General features: G+C 43.3%; 15 protein-coding genes. 5 read left to right on the top strand and 10 right to left on the bottom strand.

The annotated features are described in order from the left end of the window. The first annotated feature begins 100 nt into the window (after window positions 1–100). Entirely contained in the window at window positions 101–3,040 is a 2,940-nt protein-coding gene (locus AC3WVG_RS08730; RefSeq protein WP_488797755.1) for a DEAD/DEAH box helicase, read from the top strand. A gap of 155 nt (window positions 3,041–3,195) precedes the next feature. Here AC3WVG_RS08730 and AC3WVG_RS08725 read toward each other — a convergent pair whose 3' ends face one another. From AC3WVG_RS08725 to AC3WVG_RS08690, 8 genes are all read right to left on the bottom strand, one after another. Then, window positions 3,196–4,443: a phenylacetate--CoA ligase family protein gene (locus AC3WVG_RS08725; protein WP_488797754.1), complete on the bottom strand. Its 1,248-nt coding sequence runs from the start codon at window positions 4,441–4,443 to the stop codon at window positions 3,196–3,198. Window positions 4,444–4,551: 108 nt separating this feature from the next. Then, window positions 4,552–5,349 (bottom strand): ABC transporter ATP-binding protein, encoded by a 798-nt coding sequence (locus AC3WVG_RS08720; protein WP_488797753.1) that lies wholly within the window; start codon window positions 5,347–5,349, stop codon window positions 4,552–4,554. A gap of 82 nt (window positions 5,350–5,431) precedes the next feature. Continuing rightward, a complete protein-coding gene (locus tag AC3WVG_RS08715; protein WP_488797752.1) occupies window positions 5,432–6,604 on the bottom strand; it encodes an ABC transporter substrate-binding protein in 1,173 nt (390 codons plus the stop codon). A 130-nt stretch (window positions 6,605–6,734) separates the two neighbouring features. Further along, window positions 6,735–7,787 carry a branched-chain amino acid ABC transporter permease gene (locus AC3WVG_RS08710; RefSeq protein ID WP_488797751.1) on the bottom strand — a complete coding sequence of 351 codons (1,053 nt, stop codon included), beginning with the start codon at window positions 7,785–7,787 and terminating at the stop codon, window positions 6,735–6,737. Beyond that, the gene (locus AC3WVG_RS08705) at window positions 7,788–8,675 is read right to left on the bottom strand and encodes a branched-chain amino acid ABC transporter permease (RefSeq protein WP_488797750.1); all 888 of its coding nucleotides are present in this window, start codon (window positions 8,673–8,675) and stop codon (window positions 7,788–7,790) included. It abuts the gene before it with no gap. Window positions 8,676–8,766: 91 nt separating this feature from the next. Then, a complete protein-coding gene (locus AC3WVG_RS08700) occupies window positions 8,767–10,710 on the bottom strand; it encodes an AMP-binding protein (protein ID WP_488797749.1) in 1,944 nt (647 codons plus the stop codon). A 28-nt stretch (window positions 10,711–10,738) separates the two neighbouring features. Next, window positions 10,739–11,521, bottom strand: coding sequence for an ABC transporter ATP-binding protein (locus AC3WVG_RS08695; protein WP_488797748.1), 783 nt, complete (start codon window positions 11,519–11,521; stop codon window positions 10,739–10,741). Continuing rightward, window positions 11,521–12,174 carry a CBS domain-containing protein gene (locus AC3WVG_RS08690; RefSeq protein WP_488797747.1) on the bottom strand — a complete coding sequence of 218 codons (654 nt, stop codon included), beginning with the start codon at window positions 12,172–12,174 and terminating at the stop codon, window positions 11,521–11,523. The genes AC3WVG_RS08695 and AC3WVG_RS08690 overlap by 1 nt, the downstream gene beginning before the upstream one ends. Window positions 12,175–12,906: 732 nt before the next feature. On the opposite strand from AC3WVG_RS08690, the gene AC3WVG_RS08685 reads away from it, so the two are divergent. The 4 genes from AC3WVG_RS08685 to porB all read left to right on the top strand — a co-directional run bounded on the left by AC3WVG_RS08685 (window position 12,907) and on the right by porB (window position 16,536). Continuing rightward, window positions 12,907–13,968 carry a hypothetical protein gene (locus AC3WVG_RS08685; protein WP_488797746.1) on the top strand — a complete coding sequence of 354 codons (1,062 nt, stop codon included), beginning with the start codon at window positions 12,907–12,909 and terminating at the stop codon, window positions 13,966–13,968. Window positions 13,969–14,148: 180 nt separating this feature from the next. Further along, window positions 14,149–14,430, top strand: coding sequence for a 4Fe-4S binding protein (locus AC3WVG_RS08680; protein ID WP_252380355.1), 282 nt, complete (start codon window positions 14,149–14,151; stop codon window positions 14,428–14,430). Further along, entirely contained in the window at window positions 14,430–15,605 is a 1,176-nt protein-coding gene (locus AC3WVG_RS08675) for a transketolase C-terminal domain-containing protein (protein ID WP_488797745.1), read from the top strand. The genes AC3WVG_RS08680 and AC3WVG_RS08675 overlap by 1 nt, the downstream gene beginning before the upstream one ends. Next, window positions 15,595–16,536: a pyruvate synthase subunit PorB gene (gene porB / locus AC3WVG_RS08670; protein WP_488797744.1), complete on the top strand. Its 942-nt coding sequence runs from the start codon at window positions 15,595–15,597 to the stop codon at window positions 16,534–16,536. Before AC3WVG_RS08675 ends, porB begins: the two co-directional genes overlap by 11 nt. A gap of 120 nt (window positions 16,537–16,656) precedes the next feature. On the opposite strand, the gene AC3WVG_RS08665 is transcribed toward porB, so the two are convergent. Together AC3WVG_RS08665 and AC3WVG_RS08660 are read right to left on the bottom strand one after the other, a co-directional pair. Further along, window positions 16,657–17,304, bottom strand: coding sequence for a YkgJ family cysteine cluster protein (locus tag AC3WVG_RS08665; RefSeq protein WP_488797743.1), 648 nt, complete (start codon window positions 17,302–17,304; stop codon window positions 16,657–16,659). Between the two features lie 94 nt (window positions 17,305–17,398). After that, window positions 17,399–18,865 carry a response regulator gene (locus tag AC3WVG_RS08660; RefSeq protein WP_488797742.1) on the bottom strand — a complete coding sequence of 489 codons (1,467 nt, stop codon included), beginning with the start codon at window positions 18,863–18,865 and terminating at the stop codon, window positions 17,399–17,401. Window positions 18,866–19,019 lie beyond the last annotated feature (154 nt).

Below are 19,019 nucleotides of genomic sequence, written 5' to 3'. Positions count from 1 at the left end.
ATTGACTGGTATATCTTTCCTAAAAAGTGACCAAAATTTAACCGGACACTAGTGTTATAGTTTATAACAATATATCAAAACCTGGATTGAAAAGAAAATTATGCCTTATTTTTTAGATAACAATCAACTCTTTAATCTTGACAATATATTCAAAGAAGGAGGTTTAAGGGAGTGTCAGCAAGGAGCTTTGCTGGCAGCATGGTCCCACTTTACGACCTCTGATGAACCAGCTGTTATATCAATGCCTACTGGTTCGGGAAAAACAGATTTAATGACCTGTCTGTCATTTTTCCTTAAAGCAAAGAGGATTTTAATTGTTGAACCTTCTAGCCTACTCAGAAATCAGACAGCAAAACGATTAGAGCAGGGATTATTACTTCGTGAATTTGGGTTAATAAGCGAAGACGCAGAAAAGCCTTTAGTGAAGAATTTAAAACATCAATGTAAATCTGAAGAAAACTGGAACGCCTTATCCCAATTCGATGTTGTAGTAGCTACCCCCAAGACAATAAGTCCTGGAGAGAGAGGTGTTTCCTTGCCCCCAGAACAAACTCTTTTTGATTTGATATTTATTGATGAAGCACACCACCTACCGGCTGCAACATGGAGAGCAATCTTAAGTAATGCCTTCCCGTTTTCTAAGTACATACTGTTAACAGCAACACCTTTTAGGCGAGATAGAAGGCGATTACCTGGTAAATTAATATATCATTATCCAATATCTAAAGCAATTGATAATGGTATATACAGTAGCGTAACGTTTATCCCCGTACCAAGTGGGGCAGATGATGACCGTTTACTTGCAGAAAAAGCATATAATATTTGGGAGCAGGAACAAAAAAACGGGAACAAGTTAAAAGTTATCGTTAGAGTTGACAAAATATCGAAGGCAGAACGGTTGGTTGAAGTCTATAGAGATGCAGGCTTGGCCCCTGGAGTTATTCACTCTGAAAAATCTAATACAGATAACTCATCAATCCTAGCTTCAATCAAAAGCGGTGAGCTAAACACCGTCATCTGTGTTGGAATGATGGGAGAAGGGATAGATATACCTTCACTAAAGATTGCGGTTGTTCATAACGCCCCGCAATCTCTAGCTTTTACTATTCAATTGGTTGGGCGAGTTAGTCGAAACAATCCAGGTGATAAATTGCCTGCATTTCTTTTAGCAATTCCCGATTCAGTGAAAGGAGAAGTAAAAAGTCTTTACTTGGAAGATCACGGCTGGTCTAAGTTATTACCTAGGTTGGTCGAAAATGTAATTCAAGAGGAGTTTGGCGATGTGACAGTGAGTCCAACCAAGCTAGGGTCTTCAGAGTACTCGCCAGTACAATTAAAACCTTACTTTTCGGTGAGGATTTATCGCTTAGGTGAGGAAGACAAGCTCAACGATTTACCAATAGACTTTGAAATTCCTTACCTAAAGGGCATGCCTAAAGTGGTTAGCAGTGCAACTACTATAGATACGGGCATCCCTGGCTTGAATGTTGTTATTGTTGAGACAAATGCCAAGCCTGTCTGGAGTAATTCCGCTCAGCTTTTAGATACTATTTATGATCTTTGCATGTATTATAAAAGTGACCAGTTGCTTTTTGTAGCTTCGACCTCAGAATCTATATCTGAACCTATAAGAAAGGCTATAGCTCCAAAGAGTAGGCTTCTTGAACCAGAGAACGTTGCTAAAATAATGCAAGGTATCTCTAATCAAGAGTATTTCACTATCGGCTTAAGGAACGCTTTAGGGATATCCCAATTTCATCCAAGCTATAAAGTCCATTTAGGAAGTAATGTTTTACCATCGGTCAAAAATTCGGAAGGCAAAGTATTTGGCGCAGGTCATGTGATTGGGAAGTCGACCGAAGGAGAAATACAAGGAGTTTCTGTCTCAAATAGAAAAGCTTGGGTTCCAAAAAGAGATAATCTTACATCCTTTGTAGAGTGGTGTAATGACCTTAGCACTAAACTTAACGGTTCACGTCTATCATTGCCTGGTTTGGATTTTTTAGCTCAACCAAAGGCCGCTGAGCCTCTAGAGAAGCCGCCCGTTGCAATCATTCTTAGTGTGGATTTGCTAATTAATCTGGGAGCTATAAAAGTTAGCAGTGGCCAGAAAACAATTACTTCTGATATCTATCCTTTAATTAAGTTTGTAAAGGATGATTTTAAAAAGGATAAGGGTATAATTGATTGTCAGCTCCATTGGCACAGTACGGAGAGGCCTATTCGTCTAAGGATCACGCCTGGTGCAGAGGAGTTTTTGACTGTTACTGATGAAAGATCGGCAAAGGTTCTTTTTTCAGATGTTAAGGTCCGATCTGAAGAAAAAACACTAGCAACCTACTTGAGGAACACTCCACCCACACTTATATTGCCTCGAGGTGGTATTATTCAAGGTGATACTCAGTGGGTTATATCTGACCAATCTGAAAAATTAGATGATGGGACTATAAAGACCTTTGACTGGAAAGGAGATGGTTGCGACATTAGAAAGGAAGCGAAGGAGTCTCCAATTCAAGGCAAGGTTAACGTTCAAGAAAAGACACTTGAATACCTGACTTCAACTTCGTATTCGTATGTTTCACAAGGTATGATTATTGTTCGTGATGATGGGGCAGGGGAGATATCTGATTATGTCGTAATAGAACCAAAGAGGACTCCGAAGTTAATCACCTTTGTTCACTGTAAATATTCATCAAGTGATGAACCAGGTCGAAGATTAGAGGACTTGTACGTAGTTCTTAATCAGGCGTGTCGAAGTCATGTTTGGTGTTATCACCAGACTCTTATTAAAGAACTATCTGCTCATATTGAAACCAGAAAAAATTCGGAAATTGCTTATGGGGAGATCTCTGACCTAGAAGACCTCGCCGGGACTTATGAATCAAATGAGTGGAAAAAACGTGTGATAATCGTTCAACCAGGAACTAGAAAAAAAGATATTGAATCTGATGTGGCCGGACGAGCTTATTTATCAATTGTTTCTGTACAAGAATGGCTAAAGTCATCAGGGATGGAAATGGAGTATTGGGCACACATATAAAAAAGAGTTGCACGCGGAAAAATTACTCGCTGCGATCGTTGCTGGCTACTTAATCGTGACGTTATTGACGTTCGCCTACCTACTACCGGACGATTTGCCGAGATGTGAATTTTTTGCAGTTTAGATAAGCAAAGGGCAGATATTCTGGTCTGCCCCTACTCCCATACTCGTTCATCTACAATTTTCCCGGCATTCTCGAGTTTTTGATCTGCGGGTATAATTTCCAAGGCGGGAAGGAGTTTAATCTTTTCTTTAAAGGCGGTAATGAGTTTTTTTTCGTCCAGGCCCTCTCTGGCCTGGACATAGAGGGTAAGGGTGTCTTTACCCTGGGGGTTGGTCAAAACTAGTTGCCAGTTAATAATTACTGGAAATTCAGCCATGACCTGGCTTACCTGGTGTTGATAGACAAATTGTCCTTTAACCTTGGCCGTACTATCTGTGCGCCCAAAGATTCCCTTAATCCTGGGTGCGGTACGTCCGCACGGACATTGTGAATAGTCAATGGCAGCCAGATCTCCCGTGGCAAGGCGGATCAAGGGATAAGTAGTAGAAAAGGGCGTGACCACAACTTCACCAACCTCGCCTTCAGGCACTGGTTCTCCCGTGCCGGGATGGCAGATTTCTACCCAACACCTGGTGGAGAGGTGCATGCCTTGAGCTTGCGGGCATTCATAGGCAATACAGCCCACGTCGGCTGTTCCATAGCCCTGGCGCAAGATCAGACCGAATTCCTCTTCCAACTCCTTGCGCATGGAAGGTGTCAGTATTTCGGCAGCCACAAAGGCTACTTGTAGGTTAAAATCTTTTTTTAAATCAAGCCCAGCGGCTTTTGCCTTTTCTCCTATCGTTTTTAAGTAGCTGGCCATGCCCACAAAACCACTTGCTTTGAGCTTGGTAAGCAGGGTGATCTGGGCTTCTGTATTGCCAGGACCGGCAGGTATAACTGCACAGCCCAGCTTGCGTAAAGGCTGCTCCAGCATTAGTCCGGCTGGAGTCATGTGGTAGCTAAAGGTCATCTGGACGATATCTTTAGGCCGAAAGCCCACGGCATAAAAGGCTTCTGCCCAGCCCCAATAATCATCATCTGTTCCTTCGGGATCAAAAATAGGGCCGGGGGACATATAGATATGGGCCAGATTACCCAGCTCAGTGGTCAAAAGCTGGTTTAAATCTTGTTCCTGGAGGGTGATTAAGTCTTTTTTGGGGAGGGGAGGGATAGCCTGAAAGTCTTTTTCCGATGCGATATCCTGTACTGAAATTCCTGATCTACTCAATCTGTCTTTAAATTCCCGGCTTTTTTCAGCGGCAAGCTGAAGAATATTCTGTAATCTTTCCCATTTCTCTGCTCGAAGTTCTTCTCGACTCTTTGCTTCCAGTTCATGATAATAGCCGGTAGTACGCATCTTTATTCTCCTTTCCCCTTTTTTTGGCTTATTAACTATTCAACACCCCAAGTTTACAACTCCTTAATTTCTTATTTTCTCAACCTCTCACTTTCCCGACTTCTATCTTTACCCAAGCCATCTTTTACGGCGGCGATAATGTTTGACCTGGCGATAACTTTTCTTTTCTCCGGCATGTCCCATGCCAAGGTAAAACTCTTGTACATCAGGATTGTTGAGAAGTTCCTGGGCCGGACCATCTAAAACGATGCGTCCGTTTTCCATGATATATCCGTAGTTGGCGATATTCAGGGCAGCCCTGGCATTTTGCTCCACCAAAAGCACGGTGGTCTGTTGTTCGGAATTAATCTTGGCAATGATATTAAAAATTTCCTCTACAAGCAAAGGAGCCAGGCCAAGAGACGGTTCATCCAGGAGCAGGAGTTTTGGTTCTGCCATCAGGGCTCGGCCAATGGCCAGCATTTGCTGCTCGCCTCCGGATAGATAACCGGCCCATTGCTTGCGTCTTTCCTTTAGCCTGGGAAAGTAGTTGAAGACCATTTCCAGGTTTCCCGCAAACTTGCTGGCAGGCTGAGTAAAAGCACCGCAGCGTAAATTTTCCTCCACGGTCAATTCTTCAAAGACCCGGCGGCCTTCCATTACCTGAAAAATACCCATGCGCACAATCTTTTCCGGGGGGAGATTGTGAATGGGATATTCATTATACAGGATGGACCCTTCCGTGACTTCTCCGTCCTCACTTAGAAGAAGACCGGAAATGGCCTTTAGGGTAGTGGATTTGCCTGCTCCATTAGCACCTAGAAGCGCAGTAATTTTGCCTTTGGCTACATTGAGAGACAATCCTTTGAGAACCAGGATTACATCATTGTAAACCACTTCCAGGTTAGCCACTTGTAACAGGTCCATTCTTGAAGTCCTTTATTGAAGGCTAAAAGGTTAAAAGGCTAAGAGGCATGTTTTTGCCTCTTAGCCTCATCGTTTTATTTTTTTATTTACCTAACCACTCTTTTTTGCGTGGCAGTGACTGAGCACTGACAAAAGTTAATTTACCGTTTTTGATCTGATAAATAAAGACTGACAAATTAGGACGATGATCGTCTGGATAATAACTGATAGGGGGAGTCAGTCCCATAGGATCATAGTCTCGCAGGGTTTCCAGGGCTTCCTTAATTGCTGGGCCGGTAATTTTACCTTTGGCTGCAGCTCTCTTGATCCCTTCGGCCATAACCAACATGGAAGCAAAACCGCGAATGTAATGGGTCATTTTTGGCTGGTTCTGGGTCAGTTCTTTGATGATTTTCATACCTGGCACGTCTTGGCCGTAAATGGCTGCTGCTTGCAGGGAGTATTGGTTTTCACAGGCAGTGCCGGCTAACTTGATAAGATTTTCGTCAGCACCCCAGATATTTGCAAAAAATGTTGGTTTAAAATTAAGTTTTTGAGCATCCTTCATTATTACAGCAGTAGACGGACTGGTTCCACCAATCCAGACATAGTCGGGATTTTTCTTCTTTAAATTCAAGAGTTGAGTGGTAGCATCAATGGCCTTCAGGCTGACATTTTCCTCGCCTACGATTTCATAACCCAGTTGCTTGGCGAATTCTTTGCCTGCTGGAATTGGGGCCAGACCGTAAGGATGATCTGGATAAACAAAGGCCAGTCTTGGGGCACGGGATTCGGTCCAATGCTCTTTAAAGTATTTCAAGGCTGCTCTAAGCTGGGTTGAATAGTCAGCTGCAATAAAGAAATTGTATGGTGCCTTTTTGGGGTCGGTTAAGTGAGCAGAATACGAGGCAGAAAATGTGGGAATTTTATCTCTAGCAACAAAACGGGTCAAAGCCTCTGTATCTGCAGTTCCCCATCCTTGCAGTGCAACGATTTTGTCTCTGGTGACAAATTTTTTATAGGCACTGATAGCCTGCTGGGCATTGTAAGCATAGTCCACCTGGATGAGTTTGATCTTTTGTCCGGCTATACCGCCCTGACTGTTTAGATATTTTGCACAGTCCTTGACACCTTCTGCATATGGTCTGCCCACCGCAGAAGTAGGGCCGCTTAAGTCAGAGAGAAGACCGATTTTGATTTCCTTGGCCAGACCTACCCCCGAAAAGGTAAGGGAAAAAATAGTTAATACTATTAACATGCGCATAAACCTGTTCATACTTACCCTCCTTGAAGTTATAAAAAGTTGTGTCCCTACTATTCCGCTATTTGCAAAGTTATTTTTGTTTAACTGTATCTCATCGTCTATCATGTTTACAACGACCCCAGAGACTCTACGTTTTATGCTCCTAATGAGCAAAAGGATAGAGTTTCCAATAGGCCTTGATCAGGCGCCATCTATGGACCAACCCTTCCGGTTCAAAAATTAAAAAGAGGATCAGGATCAAACCAAAGACACCTTCTTTCAGGCCTAATAAATAAGTACTTATATCAGGGAATACATTGCTAAGTGAACCAGAAATCCAGGAAAGGCCTTCAGGAAGAAGGGTTATGAATACAGCGCCCATGATACTACCCAGGACACTGCCCATACCACCGATAATGATCATGGCCAGGTAGCTTATGGATAGCCCAATGCCGAATTGTTCAGGGGTGATATACATGGAATAGGTGGCCCATAATCCTCCGGCCAGGCCGGCAAAGAAAGAACTTACTCCAAAGGCCATGAGTTTGTAGCCAAAGAGGTTAATGCCCATAATTTCTGCGGATAGATAAAAGTCACGAATGGCCACGAAGGCGCGGCCGGGTTTGGTGCGCAAAAGATTGGAAACTGCCAGGGTGGTAATAACCGCAAATAAAAAGAGCAGGTAGAACATGGAGATATCATTATCCAGGAAGAAACCAAATATTTGGGGTGAGTCAACTGCAAGACCGTTAGAACCGCCGGTTACCCCCTCCCAGTGCAAAAAGATATATTCCAGGATAATTTGAGCAGCCAGGGTAGCAATGGCCAGGTAAATGCCTTTTAAGCGCAAAGAGGGAATCCCAAAGATCATGCCAACAGCCGCTGTAATCAACCCAGCCATAGGCAGGGCCAGCCAAAAAGACAGGCCAAGTTGCATAAGGTAACCAGTCGCATATGCTCCCACTCCAATAAAGGCTCCATGTCCCAGTGATATCTGTCCGCAGCAACCTGTAAGAAGGTTTAAAGATACAGCACCGATAACTGCAATAAAAATTAGATTGAAAAGAGAAATAATATACGTGTCTAAAAGATATGGACAAAGACAGAGGGTTAGAAGGAATAAGCCAAGACAGATTTTTTGAAATTTACTGGGGAAAAGTTGAGCTTCCTGCTCGTAGGAAGTAAAAAATAATCCACATTTATTTGCTTTGCTCATTTATACTCGCTCCACTTCTTTGCTGCCAAAGAGACCATAGGGTTTGATCATCAGGATCAGAATTAAAATAATGAAAGAAGCTACTTCCTTGAAACCACCTAAATTTAAAAATTCTTTGGCCAGGCCATCACTGATGTTTTCCAGGACACCAATGATTAATCCTCCGAGAGCGGCGCCTAGAAGGCTGTCCAGCCCTCCAAGAATAACCGCGGGGAATACCTTTAATCCAAGGGTGCCCAGCTGGGAGTTTATGCCGTTAATATTGCCAAGAATAATTCCCCCGATAGAGGAGACTACGCAGGCGATACACCAGGATAGGGCAAAAATATTCTTTATGCCGATACCCATGGATTGCGCTGCCTGTTGATCAAAGGCCGTGGCCCGCATGGCAATACCCAGGGATGAAAACTTAAAAAACAGGGAAAAGATGGTAAATAGCAGTGCAGAAAGAACAAAGGCGGCAATGTATACCGGGGCTACAGGTAAGCCCATAATCATAATCGGTTCGTTGGGCAAAACTTGAGGGTAAACTCGGATTTGAGTTCCCCAGATGACCTGAACCAGGGCCTTCAGGACCGAGGACAGACCAACAGTGACCATAATTACGCTGATGATAGGCTCTCCGATAAGAGGCCTAAGGATAAGGCGCTCTACGCAAAGTCCCAGGATAACTGAGAAAGCCAAAGTGAGCAGAAAAGACCAGATAAACGGGATATGGGCCTGGACTGTAAGGGCAAAGCAGACATAGGCCCCGACCATGACCAGCTCACCCTGGGCAAAATTGACTACCTTGGTAGCTTTGTAGATAATTACAAAGCCAAGAGCGACCAGGGAGTAAATACTGCCTACGACCAAACCGTTAATAAATAGATGTAAATAATATTCCATGGTTGTAATTGGTTGGTTTGTGGTTAGTTATGGTTAGTTTATAGTTAGTTACGGTTAGTTAATGGTTAGTTGTCGCCTTTACCTTTACCCCTTAATCCTTTTCAACAGTTTTTAGTTTAATCCTTCCACTGATTTCTCTTTTGCGACCATCCTGATAAACTATTTCTGCCTTGAGCATAGTCTCCTCTAACGGGGAGTAGAGGGCATCGATAAGATCCTGGTACCTTTCATAGACAACTTTCCTCCTGATCTTCCGTGTCCGGGTTAGTTCTCCGTCATCGGCATCCAGTTCTTTAAAGAGTAGTGAGAAACGCTTGATCCTGGTTTTTTCGGGCAAGGTAGCGTTAATTTTTGTTATTTCATCATAAATCAAGTTGTACACTTCATCCTTGGCAGATAAATCCTGATAAGTGGTATAGGTAATCAATTTCGACTCTGCCCAGCGGCCAACTATGGGCATGTCTATGCAAATGATAGCCACAACAGACTCTTTCCCTTCGCCAATGACCATGGCTTCTTTGATGTAAGGGGAGAACTTGAGTTTGTTTTCCAAAAATTGTGGGGAAAATTTGGTTCCGTCTTTCAAGTGCATAACATCTTTTAAACGATCAATAACAACTAATTGACCGTTTTCCTTAAAGTACCCTGCGTCTCCTGAGCGCAGCCAGCCATTTTCCAGGGTCTCTTCCGTGGCTTCGGGATTTTTATAATAACCTTTAAATACGGCTGGACTTTTGGATAAGATTTCTCCCTTTTCAGATATTTTTATCTCTGTTTCCGGGATGGGTTCGCCTACAGTATCAAAATCAATATGCCCATCTTTGTGGATACAGGAGATACCGGAGATTTCAGTCTGCCCGTAAATCTGTTTCAAGTTTACACCCATGGCATGGAAGAAGCGGAAAGTGTCCGGACCTAGGGCGGCACCACCTGTGGATGCCGATCTTATTCGGGAGAAGCCGAGTCTGTCCCTTAAAGCCCTGAATAGGCCAAGGTCAGCCAGTTTATAGAGGAATTTTAGATAAAGTGACGGCTTTTGCCCTGAAAACATGCAATCAGCATATTTATAGCCGATGGGCAGGAATAGATTGTATAAAAACCTTTTTAACGGGGTCGTTTCCATTATTTTTACCTGAACCGATGCAGCCAGGTTTTCCCAGACCCTGGGTGGGGAAAAGATAAGATGCGGGCCGATTTCACGGATGTTTTCCTGCACAGTGTCCGGCTCTTCCGGAAAATTTACACAAAATCCAAAGAGCAGGGCTGAGGCAGTAGCCATCATCTGTTCGCCCATCCAGGCAAGCGGCAAAAAGGAGACAAACTCGTCGCTGGCGTACTTGGGATCAACCTGTCCAAGATTCCAGGCCATGGACAACAGGTTCTTATGGCTGAGCATGGCCAGCTTGGGACGGCCAGTGGTTCCTGATGTAGTGGCAATCAGACAGGTATCATCAGGCGATATCTCTGACACCCACTCGGAAAATGAATTGGCCTCGTCCTGGCCCATTTTTTGGATTTGGCTAAACTCCATCAGGCCTGGTTCACGGTAAGAGGAAAGCCCTTTAGGATCGTGATAAACAATATATTTTAAATGGGGTAGTTTCTCACGGATAGACAGTATCTTATCTACTTGTTCCTGGTCTTCGGCAACTACGATTTTGGCCTCAGAGAGTTCAAAAATATAGCAAATTTCATCAGCCGGCGCATCCTGATAAAGGCCCAAGGCGATCCCGCCTAGGCCCTGAATGGCCAGTTGCGCCCACAACCACTCAGGCCGGTTGTCTCCTATAAGAATCAGGATGTCATCCCGGCCAAGCCCCAGTTTTTTCAGCCCGGCGGCAAATGTGGCTGTATGGTTTAGATATTCTTGCCAGGAAAAGCTTTGCCAGATACCTAAATCTTTTTCCCGCAAGGCAATGCGCTGTCCGTATAGACCTGCATTTTTAACCAGCAAAGCAGGTAAAGTGGTATTATAAGCGGCTTTATTGGAGTTAGTGTTTGGTTTGTCTGTCTCGCTCATACTTGTTGAGTTCATTGAGTTTAGAGTCCTTTTCAAAACTATATTACCGCCCAAGATACAGGCTGTCTTGTTCACCGAGATATGCAGCAATAACTTTTGGATCGGACTGTATTTCACTGGGTGTGCCAACAGCCAAAACTTGTCCAAAATCCAAGACCACAATAGAATGAGATATGTCCATGACCACGCCCATGTCGTGTTCAACCAACAAAATGCTCACTCCCCATTCTTCATTGATGTCCAGGATATATCTGGCCATATCTTCAGTTTCTTCCAGGTTCATCCCGGCCATGGGCTCATCCAGTAAAAGAAGCTTAGGCTCTGCAGCCAAAGCTCGACCCAATTCAACTCTTTTCTGGACACCGTAAGGAAGCCGGCCGGCAACCTGGTGCCTGTAAGGGGAGAGATTTAAGAAGTCGATTATTTCCTCTACTCGATGACGGTGCTTGCTTTCCTGTTTCCTCGCCCGTCCCCAATAAAACAGGGAGGGAAGGAGGCCATAGCCCAAATGGAGGTGACGACCCACCATAAGGTTTTCCAGCACGGTCAGGCCCTTGAAAAGGGCAATGTTCTGAAAAGTGCGGGCCAGGCCAAGCCCGGTACGTTTATGAGCAGGAAGGTTTAAAATATTCTGGCCGTTTAACTTAATAGCCCCCCGGTCAGGGTGATAACGACCACTGATGCAGTTAAGCATACTGGTTTTACCTGCTCCATTGGGACCGATCAGGGAAACGATTTGCCCCTGTTCGATTTTGAAGCTGACACTTACTAACGCAGCCAGACCACGAAAGGTTAATGTAACTTTATCTACCTCTAAAAGGGACATTATTCCCATTCTCCAGCAAAGTCTTCAGGTGTAACAAGACGATAATTACGCTTTTTTAAGGCATTTTCTATAGCTGTAGGATCATCAGTTTTTACCCGGAAAACCACCAGTCTGCGTTTTCCATGGAAAAAGGTTCCTGTGGAAATTATATTAATGCCCATACTGGCAATAATTGTGGATACTTCTGCTATAACGCCTGTCCTGTCTTCAACCTCAAAAGCGATTCTCGTCCCGCCTTGTTCCAGGCCCATCTCGTCAACAAGTACTTTGAGCATGACAGAACGATTGATATAACCCAATAACTTGTTTTTTTTGTTGACCACAGCCAGGCCAGGAAGATTTTTTTTGTACATTAAGTTGGCGGCTACTTCAATTTCTGTTTCCGGGCCAACTGTTTCCAGGTCAGTACGGATAATTTTTTCTACGGTCAGCTTGGTAAGGAGGAAATTCATCTCGTGTTTGTCCAAAGAGGTAGCAAGAGATGGTAAAGCAGCGCGCGCATCCTCTTTGCGGATATAGCCAATTAGTTTATCTTTTTGCGTGACCAGGAGCATCCAGAGCTTGTTCTCCTCCATAATTTTGTCCGCATCCAGAACAAGGTCGTCAGGACTCACTGTGGGCACATTTGTGATCATCCTAAGCCCTACATACATTTTTTATCCCTCCCTGCTGCGAGTGCAAAGAAAAAAAGCAAGTTTCTTGAGAAAAAACGCTTTCTGCATCCGCAATTTTTTCTTAACTATGTATATTTATTAAGTTTTGTTCAAAACTTTAATTATAATTTGTGTTAATGGCAATATTGGGAACGTAAACGGCAATGAAGACGGCTTTTTATGCTAAGTGATGCAAAAATGTAAAGTTTATTTGAGAAAAATTTTATCCGATTAACAATATTGAAAAAAATAGACTCATCTGCCAGCCTCAGGTCAAGATCCCTGTTCAAAGAAGTTTCATTTGGAGTTAAGAGGGAACTATACTTCAAGATATTAACATGGTAAGTACTGGTGAAGTTCATGATTTTTAGCTTTCTTCGATTTGACTTGGTTATAGAGAAGAAAAGGGAAGGCTCTCTCGAAAACTAATGTTTATTCTTTTTAAGTTTCAAGTGGGCACTATTGCTGATTTTCTTGACTATTAAACTCAATGGTTGCACAGGGGCATGGGATATATTATTCATAAAAGAGTCTGTGGCTAAAACTTATCCTGCGGGCAACTTTTCATAATTTTTTAATCCTGGTCCAAATATTTTGGACTTGTTCACAAGGCTCGCTTGCGGGCGATGTTGAATGATTAATGGACAATGTTGAATTATTTTAATGGGTTAAATTGATTAAAATTTTGTCAAAGCAGCCATTTTTAAGTTTTTGCGGGGAAATTCTAGTAAGATGAGCAAAAAAAAATTTATTCTTGCGGCAATAATTTTGCTTTGTCTAGGAGCAGTTTTTTTTCTTGTTTATTATAATCAGTTCAGAGACATAAACACCTCGAAAAAGGAAGTTGAGGCTACTCACGCTGTACGATATCAAATAAGCAGGAATGAGACCTATACTCCCCAAACCGAGCCAGAGGCCAAGACGGATGGTGTGCCCGTTGTTGGGAAGAACATAAACAATGAAACCGAAAAAGCAGCTCTTTCTGATTTTGGTAAAGTTGAGCATAGTGTAAAATCTGCTACAGTGAAGATAGAGGATAAAGTTTTAACATCAAAGTTTATAAAGGATCTGGCCGAAGTTATTTTTGAACATTATATACCTCAGGAAAAGAGGCTAACTCTTACTTTTAAACAGATAAATATGCGCTATGGCCTTTATTTTTACGGTCTAAATTATACTCAAAATGACATTTTACAGATTAGAAAAGAAATCTTTGGTCATCTTTTACGTCCATTTATAATCTCTAGGTTATCTCCTACTGTAACTAACAATTTGACAAAAGAAATTATTTATATTGCTTTAAACAGGCCAAAAGAGTTCAGGCAGGGTAGGAAAGAGTATTCTCGGCTTTTAACTAAGGACGAGATAGCTGGGCTTTTAACTTCGTTAGCTCGAAAGGTTAGAAATATAAGCAGTATCTTTGTTGCTTATGCTCAAAATAAAGAAATTGGCCAGCTTATTCAGGAGTATTTTGAGGCTGAAGAATTTTTAAAAAGAGCCTATTTTAACTATTGGAAGTTAAAAGACAAAGAACATGAACGCATACAGAGTTTGGGGCGAGAAATTAAACAGGGTATAGTTGGCCGCGAGAAAATAAGAGAACAGATAAGATTGTTATTAGCTTCTTCTGGTGCTCAGAGAGGAAGCAGTGAGCAGCTTTATATTACCAAATGGATTTATCGCCGCGTGAATAATGACAAAATATCCTTGGATGTTATAAATGCCCTGGGCCAGGCCGGGTTTGCCTGGGCCGATGTACTGGAGCAGGAAGCCCGGAAGCTGCAAGAGGGCTAATCTGCCTTTTGCCTGTTGATTTTGCCTTTGACCGAAAGCTTTTTTAAAGATTTAATGATTTTTATTAACACCTGTTAGGTTGAAAGAGTTTGAGTTTTGAGTTTGGGGTAATGTCAAATTTTCTCCAGACTTTAGACATAAAACTTAAAACTATAAACTTATTAAAATGGGGAGGAGGTTATGCAATATCCGACCTGGGAAGATCTGGAACTGGGCGCGGCCATTACCACCCCTGGTAATGCTTCTAATCTAAAAACTGGTGATTGGCGTTCAAGTGTCCCGGTTTTGGATGAAGATAAATGTGTAAAGTGTGGGCTTTGTGCGGTTTATTGCCCGGAATTTTGCGTTGCAGAGGATGAGCAGGGATTTTACCGGCCTGATTTGTATTATTGTAAAGGATGTGGCATTTGCGTTACTGAATGTCCAAAAGGAGCAATTGAAATGCAAAGGGAGGGCGAGTAATGGGAAAGCGGATAGGTACAGAAGTATCACTGGCCGTTGCTGAGGCGGTAAAAATGGCTAAAGTGGATGTGGTTTCAGCTTATCCCATCACTCCTCAGACTCATATTGTGGAAGAGTTGTCCCAGATAGTGGCAGATGGCCATCTGGATGCGGCTTTTATTCCGGTGGAGTCTGAACATTCAGCCATAAGCGCTGCAGTAGGGGCGGCAGCTACAGGTGCCAGGGTTTATACAGCAACATCTTCTCAAGGACTGGCCTTGATGCACGAGATTTTATTTATTGCCTCTAGTTTGCGTCTGCCCATGGTCATGACCGTGGCTAATAGAGCCCTTTCCGGACCTATTTCTATCTGGAACGATCATGCTGACATCATGGCTGAGCGGGACATTGGCTGGGTCCAACTTTTTGTAGAAAATGGACAGGAAGCCTTGGATTTGACCATAGCGGCTTTTAAGATAGCTGAAGATAAGCGAGTGCTTTTGCCGGTATGTGTGAACATGGATGGGTTTATTTTGACCCATATGATAGAGCCGGTGGAACTCCCTGACCAGGAATTAGTTGACAAGTTTTTACCTGCTTTTGAGCCTGCATTAAAATTGGATCCACAAAATCCCGTAACCATGGGGCCGGTTGGTGTTCCGGAGATTTATACTGAGGCTAAGAAGCAGTGGGAGCAGGCCTTGATAAACTCCAAGCCCGTCGTAGAGGAAGTTTTAAACGAGTGGGCCGACATTTTCGGACGTAAGTATAACCTGATTGAAAAAAATGGACCTGAACAAGCGGAGACAGTATTTGTGACCATGGGCTCTTTGGGAGAGACATTGATGTCCGCGGTGGAGGAATTAAACGAGCAAGGTGAAAACGTTGGCCAGGTGCGCATCCGCTTGTGGCGTCCTTTTCCCAAAGAAGAATTCAAACAGGCAATCCAAGGTGTTAAAAGACTCATTGTTATTGATCGGGCACTTAGCCCTGGAGCTGTTAATGGACCGGTGGCTTCAGAGATCAAGACCCTTCTTTATGAGTTAGATGATAAGCCAGAGGTTGTTAATATTATTGCTGGTCTTGGAGGAAGGGATGTAACAAGAAGCGACTTTAAAGCCATGCTGGATAAGGTCCAAAAAGGCGAGCTCAAGGACGATTATACTATCTGGGGGGTGCGCAGTCATGCTAAATAAAGAAGAGATAAAGTTCGAAAAGATTACGGCCAAAAATTTGCCCAAGGAAACTTTGATCAGTCCTGGTCACAGGGCATGTCAGGGTTGCGGTGAGATATTGGCTATGGGCATGGTTATGAAAGCAGCCGGTCCAAATACCATTGTAGCAAATGCCACCGGTTGTATGGAAATAGTAACTTCTCCCTATCCAGAAACTGCCTGGCGTGTACCTTGGCTCCATGTGGCCTTTGAAAATGCTGGTGCAGTAGCTTCTGGTATCGAGGCTGCTGTGCAGGTTTTACATAGAAAGAATAAACTTAAAGAAAAACCCAACATTATTGCCTTTGCCGGAGACGGGGCCACCGCAGATATTGGTCTGCAATCATTGTCCGGTGCTTTGGAGCGGGGTCATAATTTTCTTTATGTCTGTCTGGATAATGAGGCCTACATGAATACTGGTATTCAGAGGTCCAGTTCAACACCGTATGGCGCCATGACCACGACTTCTCCTCCCGGGCTAAAAAGTAAGGGACAATATACCTGGAAAAAAAATGTAGCCATGATCGCAGCGGCACATAATATTCCATATGTGGCTACTGCTTCACCTGCATATTATCTGGATTTGATGAACAAGGTACGCAAGGCATTGGCTGTGGATGGCCCGGCTTATATCCAGATTTATTCACCTTGCCCAACTGGTTGGCGAAGTAAGCCGGAGCAGAGTATCACCCTGGCAAAACTGGCAGTGCAAACCGGGGCTTTCCCTCTGTATGAAGTGGAAAACGGACGGTTTAAAATTACTCAGAAAACAAAAGAGTTGAAACCAATTAAAGAGTATTTGCAGCTTCAGCGTCGGTTCAGGCATTTAGCCGATGATGATATTGCTTATATTCAAGAAAGGGTTCAGGATGAGTTTGAACGGTTAAAGGCTCTAGCCGGTCTGGATGCTTAAAAAATCCCGCCTTTGGGCGGGATTTTTTTATCTCTCTTCCCCGTGCGCATCCTCACTCTCCCTGCTCAGCTACTCAACTACTCAACCCGAGTGCAGCCATCGGATGCACCTCCGTCCCTCTTATCCCGGATAGGCGGGCTTTTTTTTGAAGTAAGCAAAAAGACTCTGGACAATTACAGCCATTGGGCGACCAAAATAGAAATCAAGTTCCCGGTCAGATATCCTCGCTTTTTCCTTAAGGGTCAGGCGGAAACTAGTGTCATAGGCCAGGGTTTCATTTATTTTTTGCAAGGTATCTTTTTGGTTCTCCTGGCTGATATCTTTAATAAGAAGTGCAGCGTCAGTCACAGAACATTTTTTTTCGTATTCCAGAATCAAGTCAGCCATGGCAGAACCCTGTTTAATGAGCATGGAGCGGTTTAATCTCTCAAAGTCATAGATCTTTTCAAGTTCCTTGGTATCCCAGCACTTGAGCACACGGCACTGTAGGGGGCGATACGCGTAAATAGTGCAGCTTTTGCGTGAGGGTTGAAAAAAGATACAGGTGTTATCTTTGGAAGAAACAGACCTTAGCTTGATCAGTTCCTGGTCTAAGAGAATGATTTTGTTTTGGACATTGTCCCACATGGGCTCGCCCTGGCGAAAAAGGACAAGGTCGGATTTTTTTATTTTTTGGCTACTGACAAGCTCCAGGTCTTCCAGATGAAGGCTGGGGCCACCTTTTAAGCAACAGGTTCCACATCTTTTACAGGAGTCTTGATAGGTCATAATGTCAGATACTTCTGCAATCTCCCTGAGTAACGGAGGACTGCAGGGAATTTTGGTTTTTGCCGCGTCCTTGGCGAGATTGTAATGGAGTCAGCTATTCAAAACTAAACCCTTTCTTGAAAAGTCTCAAGCAAGCATCAACTATACTAGCCTCATAGATGATGCCCCTATTCTGCGTGATTTCCTCCAGGGCCTTATCTATACCGAGCGCTGGCCGGTATGGCCGGTGGGATGCCATGGCCTCGATTACATCTGCCACGGCTATAATTTTTGCTTCCAGGAGAATATTTTCGCCGGTCAGTCCTGAAGGGTATCCGGAACCATCCAATCTTTCATGGTGTTGAAGCACGATTTTGGCAAGCGGCCATGGAAACTCTATGTTTTTCAGTATGTCATATCCGACCTGAGAGTGCGTTTTTATCATATTAAATTCGATTTCGGTTATTCGACCCGGTTTGCTGAGAATTTCAGCCGGTACATATATCTTGCCTATATCATGAACAATTGCGGCCATGTAAACAGCCTCAATCTGATCTTCTGGAAGGTCCATGTCTTCGGCTATGGATCGGGCAAGCTTGGCCACCCGCCACTGATGGCCGGCAGTGTACGGGTCCCTAGTTTCAGCAGTCAATGCCATGGCTTGAATGGTTCCCTCCATGGCTTTTTGCAACTTATCCAAGCTCTGCTCGAGCTTTGCTTCGGTGCGCTTGCGTTCTGTGATGTCCCTCGCGATTGCCAGTAAACTGGTTACCCCATCTTCATGTAGTGTGCTAACATTATTATCCAAATAAACCGTTTCTCCGGACTTGGCCTGACCTCGAAATTCGTAGTTTTGGGGAACATCTTCGTCGAGCAGTGTTTTTCTGAAATATTCTGTAACCATATCTAAATCATCAGGATGGACTAGTTTGCTAAAGTGCAATTTTTTCGCTTCATCAACGGAGTAGCCTGACATTTCACAGAATTTGGGGTTGACATAATTTATATAACCTGAATCATTTAAAACTACTACGGCGTCATTGGCATTGTCGAGCAAATTTCGATATTTTTTTTCCGATTCTTTTAAGACTCTATTTACTTCTTCCAGCTCCAGCATTTTGTCTTCCAGCTTCTTGATTAGGCGCTCATTATATAGTTTTAAATAGACAGTCTCATCTTCAACAGGGGGCATGACCGGGGCCTGAGCTTCTATCTCTCGATTTTTGATAACATCCTTTATGATTTCAATAAAGACATTAGGTTCTGTAGGTTTGACGATGTATCGTTCCGCTCCCAGGCTCAAGGCAAATTCTTTATCGTTGGGGTCGGTATAGGTGGCAGAGTAAAAGATAAATGGGATTTTTTTTAGTCTCTGGTCCTTTTTTATCTCGCGGCAGAGCTGAAATCCATCCATCCTGGGCATCAGGACGTCGGAAATGATCATATCAAAATCACCCTTCGAGATTTTTTCCAGAGCTTCAAGGCCATCAGAGGCTGGTTCCACTTCGTACCCATATCCTTGCAGCAAGGATTCTAACATGTAGATGTTTTCTTTACTATCGTCGGCAATTAAGATTTTCACCACATTCTCCTGATTTTTATTCAAGAATAAAATTTTTACAGATTTTGGCAAAGATTAATCAAGCCAACTTTAAAATATAACTTTTTTGCAAGCTTATCCCCTTTGGGGGAGGCATTTCATCAAATAACAATTTTTCAATTTCAGACACGATTGT

The organism is Desulfovulcanus sp. (genome assembly GCF_982781345.1).
The sequence above is the reverse complement of the archived record's forward strand: the minus strand, read 5'-3'. Positions and strand labels throughout refer to the sequence as shown.

Excerpts from the sequence above, each read along its gene's own strand:
- AC3WVG_RS08730 (WP_488797755.1), top strand. The coding sequence starts at position 101 with ATGCCTTATTTTTTAGATAACAATCAACTCTTTAATCTTGACAATATA.
- AC3WVG_RS08725 (WP_488797754.1), bottom strand. The coding sequence starts at position 4,443 with ATGCGTACTACCGGCTATTATCATGAACTGGAAGCAAAGAGTCGAGAA.
- AC3WVG_RS08720 (WP_488797753.1), bottom strand. The coding sequence starts at position 5,349 with ATGGACCTGTTACAAGTGGCTAACCTGGAAGTGGTTTACAATGATGTA.
- AC3WVG_RS08715 (WP_488797752.1), bottom strand. The coding sequence starts at position 6,604 with ATGAACAGGTTTATGCGCATGTTAATAGTATTAACTATTTTTTCCCTT.
- AC3WVG_RS08710 (WP_488797751.1), bottom strand. The coding sequence starts at position 7,787 with ATGAGCAAAGCAAATAAATGTGGATTATTTTTTACTTCCTACGAGCAG.
- AC3WVG_RS08705 (WP_488797750.1), bottom strand. The coding sequence starts at position 8,675 with ATGGAATATTATTTACATCTATTTATTAACGGTTTGGTCGTAGGCAGT.
- AC3WVG_RS08700 (WP_488797749.1), bottom strand. The coding sequence starts at position 10,710 with ATGAACTCAACAAGTATGAGCGAGACAGACAAACCAAACACTAACTCC.
- AC3WVG_RS08695 (WP_488797748.1), bottom strand. The coding sequence starts at position 11,521 with ATGTCCCTTTTAGAGGTAGATAAAGTTACATTAACCTTTCGTGGTCTG.
- AC3WVG_RS08690 (WP_488797747.1), bottom strand. The coding sequence starts at position 12,174 with ATGTATGTAGGGCTTAGGATGATCACAAATGTGCCCACAGTGAGTCCT.
- AC3WVG_RS08685 (WP_488797746.1), top strand. The coding sequence starts at position 12,907 with ATGAGCAAAAAAAAATTTATTCTTGCGGCAATAATTTTGCTTTGTCTA.
- AC3WVG_RS08680 (WP_252380355.1), top strand. The coding sequence starts at position 14,149 with ATGCAATATCCGACCTGGGAAGATCTGGAACTGGGCGCGGCCATTACC.
- AC3WVG_RS08675 (WP_488797745.1), top strand. The coding sequence starts at position 14,430 with ATGGGAAAGCGGATAGGTACAGAAGTATCACTGGCCGTTGCTGAGGCG.
- porB (WP_488797744.1), top strand. The coding sequence starts at position 15,595 with ATGCTAAATAAAGAAGAGATAAAGTTCGAAAAGATTACGGCCAAAAAT.
- AC3WVG_RS08665 (WP_488797743.1), bottom strand. The coding sequence starts at position 17,304 with ATGACCTATCAAGACTCCTGTAAAAGATGTGGAACCTGTTGCTTAAAA.